Below are 12,676 nucleotides of genomic sequence, written 5' to 3'. Positions count from 1 at the left end.
GAACGCAACCATTTGTGAGTCTATTAAAACGCGTTAGTATTACCACGCGGTTAAGATGCTGGAATCAGTGCGATTTTTTTGAGAAGTTGATAACCATAGCTTACAGGTGAAAAATCGCAGTGCCTAAAGCAGCGAGGCAAGGCGCGGAACGATCGGCAGATAAGGCGCCTCGAATAATTCCTCGCGTTCGAAGCGGCTGCCGGTTTTCGTCAGCCGCACCATGCGACACTCGTTCTCGGAAATCATCAGCGGCGCGATCATCGAGCCGCCGGAAACGAGCTGGTCTGTATAAAGGCGCGGCATTGCATTGAAGGCGGCCGTCACCAGGATGCGGTCGAAGGTGCCCTCACCCTGCATGCCGGCGCTGCCGTCGGCCTGACGGATGACGACGCTACGCAGACCAAGCGATTCCATGCGCCTCTGCGCGGCCGATGTCAGCGTCTTGTAGCGATCGATGGACAGAACCCGCTCGGCCAGGCGGCCCATCACGGCGGCGGTAAAGCCGCTTCCGGTGCCGATCTCCAGTACGCGCTGGCCCGGCTTGAGTTTCAGGTGATGCAGGACGCGGACGGCAAAATCGATGCCTTCAAGGAAAGAACCGCATTCGATCGGGATCGTCCGGCTCGAATAGGCGTCGTCGGCAAATTGCGGCGGCACGAAAAGCGAACGTTGCGTTTGCTCGACCGCCGTCAGCAGATCGAGGTCCGAGATGCCTTCGGCACGCAATCTGAGGACGAGCGCCGCAAAGCCCTCCTTCTCCGCCAGTCTTGCCGTCAAACTTGTGCTCCGTATCCCAGGGCCCGTGCCACGCGGTCCGTCACGGAATAATCGGTCAGATCCAGTTTCAAAGGCGTTACCGAAATCTTGTTATGCTTCAGGGCGTGAATATCGGTGCCTTCGACGAAGGCGCCGGCGCGCTCGCCAAACTTCAGCCAGTAGTATGGGAAGCCCCGGCCGTCGGAGCGGGCATCGACCTGCAGATTGAAGGCGAGCTTGCCCTGCATGGTCACCTCGGCGCCGTCGACTTCGTCGGGACGGCAGTTCGGGAAGTTGAGATTGAGGAACGTACCCTCCGGCAGGTCCAGGACCATCAGCTTTTCCAGGAGAGCCGGCGCATGCGTCTCGCAGACCTCCCAGGGCACGATGCGCGCACCGTCCTCATAGAGATAGGCCTGGCTCAGCGCGAAGGAGCGCACGCCCTGCATCGTGCCCTCGATGGCGCCGGCGATCGTCCCGGAATAGGTCACGTCGTCGGCAACGTTCGAGCCCGAATTGACGCCTGACAGGACGAGATCCGGCTTGATGTCCATCACCTGCCTTATGCCCATGATGACGCAATCGGTCGGTGTGCCGCGCAGGGCGAAATGCTTGTCGGAAATCTTGCGCAGCCGCAAAGGTTCGGAGAGGCTCAGCGAATGGGCCAAGCCGCTCTGGTCGGTCTCGGGCGCCACGATCCAGACATCGTCCGACAGCGTGCGCGCGATCCGCTCCAGCGCGGCAAGACCTTCGGCGTGAATGCCGTCGTCATTCGTAAGCAGGATGCGCATCGCCTCAGGCCGCCCGTTCGATTTTGGTCAATCCGCCCATATAAGGCAGCAAAACGTCCGGAATCGTGACCGAACCATCCTCGTTCAGATAATTTTCAAGGACGGCGATCAGGCAGCGGCCGACCGCCGTGCCGGAACCGTTCAGCGTGTGGACGAACCTGTTGCTCTTGTCCTCCTTGCCGCGGTAGCGCGCATTCATCCGCCGGCCCTGGAAATCGCCGCAGACCGAGCAGGAGGAGATTTCGCGAAAGGCATTCTGCCCCGGCAGCCAGACTTCGAGATCGTAGGTCTTGCGCGCGCCGAAACCCATGTCGCCGGTGCAAAGCGTCATCGTGCGGAAATGCAGGCCGAGGCGCTTCAGCACTTCCTCGGCGCAGGCGGTCATGCGCTCATGCTCGGCAACGGCGCTCTCGGCATCGGTGATCGAGACGAGCTCACATTTCCAGAACTGATGCTGGCGCAGCATGCCGCGCGTGTCGCGGCCGGCGGATCCTGCTTCCGAGCGGAAGGACGGCGTCAGCGCGGTAAAGCGCAACGGCAGCTTTTCCTGATCGAGGATTTCCTCGCGCACCAGATTGGTCAGCGTCACTTCGGCCGTCGGAATCAACCAGCGTCCATCAGTCGTCCTGAAGAGATCCTCGGCGAATTTCGGCAGCTGGGCGGTGCCATAAACGGCCTCGTCGCGCACCATCAGCGGCGAGCTGACTTCGGTATAGCCGTGCTCGCTGGTGTGGAGATCGATCATGAACTGGCCGAGCGCGCGCTCGAGCCTGGCGAGCGGCCCGGTCAGAACCGTGAAGCGCGAGCCGGAGAGTTTGGCGGCTCGCTCGAAATCCATATAGCCGAGCGCTTCGCCGATTTCGAAGTGCTCCTTCGGTGCGTGGTTCCAGCGTGGCTTTTCGCCGACGGTGCGGGTGACGACATTGTCATGCTCGTCCTTGCCGACCGGGACGTCATCGAAAGGGATGTTCGGGATGCGCGAGAGCGCGTCATTGAGTTCGGCCGTCAGTTGCCGATCCTCTTCCTCGATCGCCGGCAGCAGGGTCTTGAGTTCAGACACCTCCGCCTTGAGCTTCTCGGCCAGCTCGCCGTTCTTCTGGGCCATCGCCGCGCCAATCTCCTTGGAGGCGAGGTTGCGGCGGGACAGCAAGTCCTGCGCCTTCTGCACGGCAGAGCGGCGCTTTTCATCGAGAGCGACAAGGCTTTGGGCAAGAGGCTCCGCGCCGCGCTTGGCTAGGGCGGCATCGAGTGCTTCGGGATTCTCACGGATCCATTTGATATCGAGCATCGTCGTTCCAGGTCGTTGCAACAGAGGTGACCCGGCCAAAGCCTGATCTGGCCTCGACCGGATGTTACAGCGCCGCCCTGTCTTTTCAGACGCGCAAAGGACACCGCAACACTTTGAATTGCTGCCTAATTCCTTAAACCGATTCCGATTGAAGGATTACGCAGTCGACGGCGTTCATGAAGGGATTTCCGGGATAGCCGCTCAGACGCTGTCCGTCTTGGCAACGTCTGCGGATCCGGTTTCCTTTTCGACCGCCTGCCGGGCACGCTGGCGCTCCACGAGTCGCGCCGCATAGATGGAAATCTCGTAGAGAAGGATCGTCGGTATCGCAAGGCCGATCTGGGACATCGGGTCCGGCGGCGTCAGCACGGCGGCAACGACGAAGGCGAGGACGATGGCAAACTTGCGCTTTTCGGCGAGCCATTGCGACGTCAGAAGACCGACGCGGGCGAGCAGCGTAGTGATGACAGGCAGCTGGAAGACGAGGCCGAAGGAGAAGACCAGCGTCATGATCAGGCTCAGATATTCCGAGACCTTCGGCATCAGCGAGATTGCTATCTCGTCATGACCCGGCGCCTGCTGCATCGACAGGAAGAACCACATGACCATCGGCGTGAAGAAGAAATAGACGAGCGCGCCGCCCATCAGGAACAGGACCGGCGAGGCGATCAGAAACGGCAGGAAAGCCTGACGCTCGTTCTTGTAGAGGCCGGGCGCCACGAACTTGTAGACCTGGGCGGCAATGATCGGGAAAGCGACCACCAAGCCGCCGAACATCGCCACCTTGACCTGGGTGAAGAAGAATTCCTGCGGCGCGGTGTAGATGAGCTGGGCCTTCTCGACGTCGAGATTAGCCCACTGGACCGCTGTCTTGTATGGGATGACCAGATAATTGAAGAGATTCTTGGCAAAAAAGAAGCATGCGATGAAGGCGACGAAAAACGCGCCGATCGACCACATCAGCCGCGTGCGCAGCTCCATCAGGTGCTCGATCAACGGCTGCGGCTTGTCTTCGATATCACCGCTCATGCCTCGTCCTTCTTTGTCTGCGCAGGCTTCTTCGGCGTTGCAGGCTTCCTGACTGCCGTCGTGCGTTTCGGTTTTTCCACAGGCACGGCAACGGCGGCCGCAGCATCGACCTTGTCGGCAGGCTTGACGCGCGGCTTGCGCACAGTCTTCGGCTTGGCGGCAACCGTATCGGCTTGCACAATCGCCGCGGCAACCGGTTCCGACGGCGCAGGTGTCGCTACCAATGGCGGCGTTTCCGGCAGGCTCATCGACGGCGTCGGGGCTGCGACGGCATCGGGCGGCACCTCGGTCTTGTTTTCCGTGACCGTGGTCGCCTTCTGCAGGTCGGCCTTGATCTCGTTGCCCATCTGGCGGAGCGGGTTCATCGCCTCGCGCAGGCTGTTGACCGGGTTGAGCTTCTGGGCGTCGCTGATCGTCTGGCGGACATCGTCAAGCTCGGCTTCGCGTAACGCCTCATCGAACTGCGCACGGAAATCACCCGCCACCTTGCGGGCACGCTGCGTCATCTTGCCGAAAGCGCGCAGCATCGGCGGCAAATCCTTGGGACCGACGACCACGATCAGTACGACCGCGATGACCAAAAGCTCGGTCCAGCCAATATCGAACATGCAAGGCTCCTGGACGGGAAGCGCGGGGGCTGCGCTTTTTCCCGGACTTGGTTACTTCGTTTCGTCGGCCTTGTGATCGACGGTCTTTGCCGTATCCGGCGCGTCTTCGTCCGTCATGCCCTTCTTGAAGCTCTTGATGCCCTTGGCAACGTCGCCCATCAGTTCCGGGATCTTGCCGCGACCGAACAACAACAGCACGATGACCAGAACGATCAGCCAGTGCCACATGCTAAAAGAACCCATTACGCTAACTCCCTGTTTCTATGTTCCCACGATGTAAGGATTTCCCACACCGTTTCCAACATCAAGCCCTTTGGATTGAGCTTAATGTCACGGTATCGCCCTTTGTGACAAGCCGTTGACCCATCGAAAAGTGGTGGCCACCATTGTTTTCGCCATGCATGGCAAAAGCAAGACGCAGGCCCCTCAATCTTCAGGGGTGCCGCGCGGCGCCAGCAACCCCAATTCCTCGAGGTCCATCTGGGTGATCGGGTCTTCGTCCTCGGTCAGTTCGTCGTTCATCAACGGCGAGGGAATGTTGAAGTTCGCCGGAATGCGGCCCGACAGCAAGCCCGCTCCCTTCAACTCTTCGAGACCGGGCAGGTCACGCAGCTCTTCGAGCCCGAAATGGTCGAGGAAATCGCGCGTCGTGCCCAATGTCACCGGCCTGCCCGGTGTGCGCCGGCGGCCACGGAACCGCACCCAGCCAGCTTCCATCAGCACGTCAAGCGTGCCGCGCGAGGTCTGGACGCCGCGGATATCCTCGATTTCGGCACGCGTCACCGGCTGGTGGTAGGCGATGATCGCCAGCACTTCCAGTGCGGCGCGCGAAAGCTTCTTCACCTCATTGTCATCACGGCGGATGACGAAGGACAGGTCGGCGGCGGTGCGGAAGGCCCAGGCGCCTTCGACCTGCACGAGATTGACGCCGCGCGGCGCATATTGCTCCTTCAGGCGCAGCATGATCGCGTGCACGTCGGTCTTCTCAGGCAGGCGCTCGGCGAGGAAGCCTTCGGAGACCGGTTGCGAGGAGGCGAAAACCAGCGCCTCGGCAATGCGCTCGGCCTCGATCTCGGCCTGCAGGTCGCGGCCCCTGTCTTCGAAATCGCCTTCGAAATCCTCTTCGCCCTTCAGATCGATCAAGCCGGCCGCTCCTGTTCGACCACCTGCAGCGTGGCATGCTTCGGACCGCGGCGCATGTATATCGGCTGAAAGGCGCCGTCCTGGCGGATTTCGAGCTTGCCCTCGCGCACCAGCTCCAGCGAGGCGGCAAAGGCGCTGGCGATTGCCGTGACGCGCTCTTCGGGCGCTGCGAGATACCGCAGCAGATAATGTTCCATCGCCGTCCAGTCGGCGACCTCACCGATCATCTTGGTCAGCAGTTCGCGGGCATCGGTCAGCGACCAGACGGTACGCCGCTCGATCGTCACCTGGGTGACGGCATGGCGCTGGCGCAGCGCCGCATAGGCGGTCAGGAGATCATAAAGGCTCGCCGCATAAGCGGATTGCTGCCGGTCGGGAATATGCTCGGGCGCGCCGCGCACGAAGATATCGCGGCCAAGGCGGTTGCGGTTGACAAGGCCGTCTGCCGCCTGTCGCATGGCTTCGAGGCGTTTCAGGCGCAAGGCGAGCGTTGCCGCCAGCTCCTCGCCGGAAGGGCCGTCATCCTTGGCCTGCTGGGGAATGAGCAGTTTCGACTTAAGATAGGCAAGCCAGGCTGCCATGACGAGATAATCGGCGGCAAGCTCGATGCGGATACGCCGGGCGCTTTCGATGAACAGCAGATATTGCTCGGCGAGCGCCAGCACCGAAATGCGCGACAGGTCGACCTTCTGGTTGCGGGCGAGATAGAGCAACAGGTCGAGCGGGCCTTCGAAGCCGGCGACGTCGATCACCAGCGCCGGCTCGTGGCTGGCGCGCTCGGCACCGTTATCCTGCCACAGCTTGTCCATCGGCGTTGCCGCCTGCGGACGTTCCGTGCCCTTGACCGTGTTCACCTAGCTGCTCCCTTACGATCAGACCGTTGCAAACATTGCCTCGAATTCCGCCCTCAATTCCGCTTCATCGGCGGTATCCGGCGCCGCGAAGCCCGCTTCCACCGCTTTTGCGCGAGCAAGCGATATGCCGGCGAGCGGTGGTACATTTGCCACAACCTCCCGCATCTCGTCCATATTGCCATTGCAATGCAGCACGATATCGCATCCGCCTGCAATGATATTCGCCGCACGTTCACCGATCGTGCCGGAAAGAGCGTTCATCGAGCTGTCGTCGGAGAGCAGCAGACCGTTAAAACCGATGTGATCGCGGATGATGCCGTCGATCACCTTGCGCGAGGTCGTCGCCGGATTGTCCGGGTCGATGGCGGTAAAGACGACGTGGCAGGTCATTGCCATCAACTCGTCGTTCATCGCGACGAAAGGCAGAAAATCATGGAGCTCCAGTTCATCGCGCGAGACGGTGACGACGGGCAGCTCCAGATGTGAATCCGCAAAGCCGCGACCATGGCCTGGCATATGCTTCATGACAGGCAAGAGGCCGCCGGCCTTCAGCCCTTCGGCCGCTGCCCGCCCCATGGCGGTGACGGTTTGCGGATCGCCGCCATAGGCGCGGTCGCCGATGACGTTGCTGCTGCCCTCGACCGGCACGTCGAGCACCGGCAGGCAATCGACATCGATGCCGAGGCTCGAAAGGTCGAAGGCGTGCAGCCGCGACATCAGCCAGGCGGCGCGCAGGCCGAGTGCCGGTTCGCGGCGATAGAGATCGCCGAGCGCCTGACCGGAAGGATAACGCGCCAGAACGGGTGGACGGATGCGCTGGACACGGCCGCCCTCCTGGTCGATCAGCACCGGCGCATGCCAGCCGACGCTATCGCGCAGTTCGGCGACGAGATCGGCGATCTGCCGTGCTTCGGAGATGTTGCGCCCGAAGAGGATGAAGCCCCAGGGTCGTTCGCCCCGGTAAAAGGCTTTCTCTTCGGATGTGAGGGCAAGGCCGCTACAGCCAAGTATCATCGCTTTTGATTCGGTCATGTCAGAATCTTAGAGCGGAGCCCGGCCAGATGCGAGCAAGGCCGAGCCCGATGCACAAAAAAGAGCGGCGGACCGATCCGACCCGCCGCTCCGATATTCAAAGACGCGATCCTACCTGGAGATCAGGCAGCTTCCGCCCGCCGCGCGATACTGTTCGCAGAGTGCTGCGGCCTCATCCTTGGAACCGGCCGGTATGCGGACACGGTAGAAAGTACCCTTGCCGGCGATATCGGCCCTGCGGATCTCGTGGCTGCGGCCGCCAAGCACGTTGGCGAATTTCTTCGACAGGTTGGCATAGGATTTGGTCGCCTCGTCTTCCGAAGGCAGCGAGGCGATCTGGATGCCGTAGCCGCCGGGGGATGCGGCCTGCTGCGGCTTTGCAGCGACTGGTGCTGCGGCCGCGACCTCCGTCGTCTTCGGCTGCTGTGCGGTCGGGCGGACATTGCCCTTCTCGGTCACGGTGCCGACGACGTTGACGGGCTGGTCGATCGGACGGGCGGTCGGAATTGGAGCGGTATCGCCAATCGCCGAGGTCTTGACCGGGCGCACCGGCGGAGCGGGATTTGCGGCCTGCGCGTCGGCACTGCCGGCGAGCGGCGGCTGTACCGGCGCGGTTTCGACAGGGGCTGCAGAACGCGCATCGGCGGAAGCAACCTCGGCGCTTGCCGGGAAGCTTGCGGCCGATCCGCCGACGGGAGGTACAGGCGGGATCGATTGCGCGGACGGCGTCGGCTGAGCCGTCAACGGCGGCTGAGCCGGCGGCATTGGCTGGGCAGCGGGCGTTACCTGGGCAGACTGTGTCGCCTCATCGACGGGCGCCGGTTCCTCGCGGGCGACCAACGTACCGTCAGGCTTGACGATCATCGTGCGGACCTTGCGCGGCGAAACGGACGGTGTCTTGTCAGTGTTGGTTGCCGAAGCGTTGTCGGCATTGTCCTGGGTTGGCAGCAGACGCGGATCCTCCGTCTCACCGACCGCAGTCGGCGTGACCTGATCGTCGACGCTGGCGTTCTCGTCGTCCTCGGGCAGCGCTTCCGGTGTCAGCGTGCGCTGGACGACATCGACCGGCGCCTCGTCGGAGGAAACGAGCGCCTTCTGCTTCGGCTCTTCGGCAGAACCCGCAACCCGGTCGTAGACGGCCTTATCCTGGTTAGGCACGGTCTTGCCGCCCGGATTTTCCGGAACGACCTTGACCGGCTCCTTGTCGGCGGCGATTACGCGCGGCTCGCCGGACGCGACAATCCCGAGCCCCTCGCCGTTCCAGACGGAGGAATAGACCCCATAACCGACGCCGGCGAAGACCACGAGCACGACGGCTCCGGCAAGCAACCGGCGCATCGACCGAGCACGGCTGAAATCGGCGGCCTGGCTTGCCGATTCGATACGGACCTCGGAGGTCTCGCGGCGCTCGACCGGCTCACGCACGCTGCGGCGGAAATCTTCCTCCAGCGCCCGTTCGAAATCATCGAGGCCATCGGCGATGGTGGGCTTGACCGGCTTTGCAGCAGCGGCGGCCGTATCCCGGACCGGCGTCGGCGTTTGCCGCGGTTTGGCCGGTTCAAAGAAGCTGGCGATCTCGGCGTCGAGATCGAAATCGAAATCCGCAGATTTCGCGACCGGCGCGGGCTGCTCGACCGGCGGCAGCGCCGGCACGTGCATGTCGTCGACGGCCTCGGGACGATCCTCCGGATCGGAGATCATCGCCGGATCGAATGGCAGGTCTTCGGTCGATTCGGAGACAGGCGTCCAGTTGAAAGCCGGAGCCGCAGCTTGAGCCTGCGGCTCGGGAACGAAGGCCGGAGCGGACCGTGCAGGAGCGGCAGCAGCCTGCTCAAAAGCAGGAGCCGGCGGCTCAGGAGCAGAAACCGGAGCGGGGCGAGGAGCGACGGCAGCGGCCTGCTGGGGAGCAGGGGCTGGCGGCTCTGGCTGCGGTGCCGGCTCGGACGGCTCGGAGAAATCGAGATCGGTGAGTTCCAGCTCGATGCCGGCAAGATCCAGCTCGAAATCATGGCCGGCGAAGGGGTCGTCGGCTTCCGGTGACGGCTGCGGCGTCGGCGAATATGCCGCTGCGGCAGGCTGAGGCGTAACGACATCGGCAAGCTGCGGCGCGATCGGTCTCGCGGCTTCGGCCGCATAGACCGGAGCCGGCTCGACCGGGGCAGACCGGACGGGTGCTGCGGCGAGCGGTGCGGGCGCGATCACCTCGGACTGAACAGGTGCGGCGGCGACGGGAGCGGCCGGAACGGGCGCTGCCTCGATCGATGCGGGTTGCTGCGAGACGGGCGCCGGATTGGCACGTTGCGGCACCGGATAACGCGAGACGTCGGCGAGCAGATCGTCGAGATCGAATGTGCCGGCAGTGTGCGGAACATCCGGCACGACCTCGGTCAGCGCGGCATCGGCCTGGATCTCGCCTTCGACGGCGGCGGCGATGAGATCGAAACCGGCGTCGGACCCGAAATCCCCCAGCTCTTCCTCGACTTCGACGAATTCTTCGGCCTCGGCGGCCTCTTCCGGCGCGATCACCTCATCATGACGATCGAGTTCGGCGGGAAAGCCAAGTGACGGAGAAGCAGATTCGAATTCCTCGGAAGGCTCGACAGCGGCGACAAGCGCCGGCGGCTCGACGACAGGTTGAGCCTCGACCACAGGAAGATCGGCGGATGGCGCTTCAGCAACCGGTGCGGCGACCGTTTCGGCCACAGGCTCCGGCAAAACAACCGGTTCCTCGCGCCTCGGGGCATGGAAATTGGCAAGCGGCAGCCTGATGCTGGCAGCCGACCATTGCGGCGCCTTGGTGGGCTGCACCAGCGAAGAGACCGGTGCTGCGCCGATCGACAGTTCAAGCTCCTCGATCAGGTCGCGCGCACCGCCGAAGGCCGATTGCACCGACGCGTCGGGCTCGGGAGAAAGCTGCTCCGCCCAGTCGGCGACAGATGCGTCCCCATTTCCTGCGGCGGGCAAAGCTTCTTCAGCCTCAACGGCAGCGACGGAAACCGAAACCGGCTCAGGAGCCTGCGCATGTTCGGCAGCGGAAGAAGCATCGAGAACGGGCTCGACGTAATCTTCAGGCGTGAGGTCATCAGAGATCGGCTCGGCGGGCCGGTCGAGTTCGGCAAGCGGACGTGGCGAGTCGTAGCGGTCGAACTCGCGCCCAAGCTCATCCTCGAGATCGAGGGCGGGCTCGCGGCGTGCGGTCTCCGTCACGGTATTCGCCGCAACACGCGGCTCGAAGCCGACGATACGGGCCAGCTCTGCCAACGGATCATCGTCGGCAAACAGATCGTTTTTTCCGCGCGTATCATACGCAAGTTGTTTATCAGCCATGCCTATTCCCACTCGCAAACGCCAACGCTCAAATGCCAGCGCATTGTGGGGAAATGGTGACGTTATCGCATTTCGTCCGGTGCGGCAGTGCCTGTAATGGCAAGTCCCGACTTCAAAACCGACGCGACGGCGTACACCAGCCCAAGTCTGGCAATACTTGATTCTCGGTTTTTATCATTAACAAATCGTAATTCCGGCTGATCTTTACCTTTGTTCCAGTGCGCGTGGAAGGAACTGGCGAGGTCGTAGAGGTAAAAAGCGATACGATGCGGCTCCTGCGACTGGGCCGCCGCCTCGACGATACGCGGGAATTCAGCGAGCTTGGCGACAAGCTGCAATTCGGCCGGATCGCCAATGCCTGCAACGGTTTTCGCCAGTTTCTCGTGGGAGACATCGAGGTCGGGAAAAGCCTCCCTCGCCTGCCGGAAGACCGACATGCAGCGAGCGTGCGCATACTGCACATAAAAAACAGGATTATCTTTCGACTGTTCCGTCACTTTGGCGAAATCGAAGTCGAGCGGCTCGGAATTCTTGCGGTAAAGCATCATAAACCGGACCGAATCACGGCCGACTTCTTCGACGACGTCCCGAAGCGTGACGAAATCGCCCGAGCGTTTCGACATCTTCACCGGCTCACCGTTGCGATAGAGCTTGACGAGCTGGCAGAGCAGCACCGTCAGCTTCGCCTTACCATCCGAAACACCGCGTGCAACCGCTTCCAGGCGCTTGACGTAGCCGCCGTGGTCGGCGCCAAGCACGTAGATCATCTCGTCGAAACCGCGGTCGAACTTGTTCTTGAAGTAGGCTACGTCGGCGGCGAAATAGGTGTAGGAACCGTCCGACTTGATCAGCGGCCGGTCGATATCGTCGCCCACCTCGGTCGAACGGAACAATGTCTGTTCGCGATCTTCCCAGTCCTCAGGAAGCTGGCCCTTCGGCGGCGGCAGCGTGCCCTTGTAGACATAGCCCTTGAAGGTCAGGTCGTTGATCGCCGTGCGGATCGCAGCTGCAACATTGGCATGCAGGGTGCGTTCGGAGAAGAAGACGTCGTGATGGACGTTCAGAGCCGCCAGATCCTCACGGATCATCACCATCATCGCATCGATGGTGCGATCCTTGACGATCGGCATCCATTGGTCTTCCGGCATGTTGTGCAGCCGCACGCCGTAATCGGCGGCAAGCGACTGGCCGACGGGCACGAGATAGTCGCCGGGATAGAGACCCGAGGGGATTTCGCCGATCTTTTCGCCGAGCGCTTCGCGATAGCGTAGGAAGACGGAACGGGCGAGCACGTCAATCTGCGAGCCGGCATCGTTGATGTAATATTCCTTCTCGACGCCGTAACCGGCAAAAGCGAGCAGGTTGGCGAGCGCGTCGCCGACGACGGCGCCCCGGCAATGGCCGACATGCATAGGGCCGGTCGGATTGGCCGAGACATATTCGACGTTGACCTTCTTGCCCTCGCCGAGCGTCGAGCGGCCGTAATCGGTGCCGGCGCCGATCATCGAGGCGAGCAACCGCTGCCAGTAACCGACGGCGAGACGGATGTTGATGAAGCCGGGGCCCGCGACCGAGACATCGGCGACGTCGGCATCCTCCTTGAGCTTGGCGATGATGACGTCGGCCAGCGCGCGCGGATTGGTTCCGAGCGGTTTTGCCAGCACCATTGCGGCATTGGTCGCGACATCGCCATGGCTCGCGTCACGCGGCGGCTCGACGGTGATGCGGCCGAAATCGAGCTCGGATCGCTTTTCCCTGACCAGATCGATCTGTTCAAGGGCGGTTTTGATCCTGGCTTCGAAGTCGGTAAAAAGGTTCATCGCACTCTTCCATGCATAGGCTGTGCCA

11 protein-coding genes are annotated in these 12,676 nt (G+C 62.5%); all 11 read right to left on the bottom strand.

The features are described 5' to 3' along the window. Window positions 1-123: 123 nt before the first annotated feature. A complete protein-coding gene (locus BA011_RS05700; RefSeq protein WP_065279727.1) occupies window positions 124-777 on the bottom strand; it encodes a protein-L-isoaspartate(D-aspartate) O-methyltransferase in 654 nt (217 codons plus the stop codon). Beyond that, window positions 774-1,547: a 5'/3'-nucleotidase SurE gene (gene surE / locus BA011_RS05695; protein ID WP_017991200.1), complete on the bottom strand. Its 774-nt coding sequence runs from the start codon at window positions 1,545-1,547 to the stop codon at window positions 774-776. The genes BA011_RS05700 and surE overlap by 4 nt, the downstream gene beginning before the upstream one ends. A 4-nt stretch (window positions 1,548-1,551) precedes the next feature. Next, on the bottom strand, window positions 1,552-2,835 hold the full coding sequence (serS, locus tag BA011_RS05690) for a serine--tRNA ligase (protein WP_065279726.1): 1,284 nt from the start codon (window positions 2,833-2,835) through the stop codon (window positions 1,552-1,554). Between the two features lie 201 nt (window positions 2,836-3,036). Then, window positions 3,037-3,864, bottom strand: a complete 828-nt coding sequence (gene tatC, locus BA011_RS05685; RefSeq protein ID WP_027666038.1) for a twin-arginine translocase subunit TatC — start codon at window positions 3,862-3,864, stop codon at window positions 3,037-3,039. Next, the gene (gene tatB, locus BA011_RS05680; RefSeq protein WP_065279725.1) at window positions 3,861-4,472 is read right to left on the bottom strand and encodes a Sec-independent protein translocase protein TatB; all 612 of its coding nucleotides are present in this window, start codon (window positions 4,470-4,472) and stop codon (window positions 3,861-3,863) included. The genes tatC and tatB overlap by 4 nt, the downstream gene beginning before the upstream one ends. A 51-nt stretch (window positions 4,473-4,523) precedes the next feature. Further along, the gene (locus BA011_RS05675; RefSeq protein ID WP_003538990.1) at window positions 4,524-4,715 is read right to left on the bottom strand and encodes a twin-arginine translocase TatA/TatE family subunit; all 192 of its coding nucleotides are present in this window, start codon (window positions 4,713-4,715) and stop codon (window positions 4,524-4,526) included. Between the two features lie 183 nt (window positions 4,716-4,898). Next, entirely contained in the window at window positions 4,899-5,615 is a 717-nt protein-coding gene (gene scpB / locus BA011_RS05670; protein WP_065279724.1) for an SMC-Scp complex subunit ScpB, read from the bottom strand. Beyond that, window positions 5,612-6,469 (bottom strand): segregation and condensation protein A, encoded by an 858-nt coding sequence (locus BA011_RS05665; protein ID WP_065279723.1) that lies wholly within the window; start codon window positions 6,467-6,469, stop codon window positions 5,612-5,614. The genes scpB and BA011_RS05665 overlap by 4 nt, the downstream gene beginning before the upstream one ends. Before the next feature lie 18 nt (window positions 6,470-6,487). Next, window positions 6,488-7,501, bottom strand: coding sequence for a beta-N-acetylhexosaminidase (nagZ, locus tag BA011_RS05660; protein WP_065279722.1), 1,014 nt, complete (start codon window positions 7,499-7,501; stop codon window positions 6,488-6,490). A gap of 111 nt (window positions 7,502-7,612) precedes the next feature. Next, window positions 7,613-10,828: an SPOR domain-containing protein gene (locus BA011_RS05655; RefSeq protein ID WP_237352586.1), complete on the bottom strand. Its 3,216-nt coding sequence runs from the start codon at window positions 10,826-10,828 to the stop codon at window positions 7,613-7,615. Between the two features lie 62 nt (window positions 10,829-10,890). After that, window positions 10,891-12,648 carry an arginine--tRNA ligase gene (gene argS, locus BA011_RS05650; protein ID WP_065279720.1) on the bottom strand — a complete coding sequence of 586 codons (1,758 nt, stop codon included), beginning with the start codon at window positions 12,646-12,648 and terminating at the stop codon, window positions 10,891-10,893. Between the last annotated feature and the right edge of the window lie 28 nt (window positions 12,649-12,676).

The sequence above is a fragment of the Rhizobium leguminosarum genome, from assembly GCF_001679785.1.
GTDB classification, from domain to species: domain Bacteria; phylum Pseudomonadota; class Alphaproteobacteria; order Rhizobiales; family Rhizobiaceae; genus Rhizobium; species Rhizobium leguminosarum_R.
This window is presented reverse-complemented; position numbering and strand designations above follow the sequence as displayed.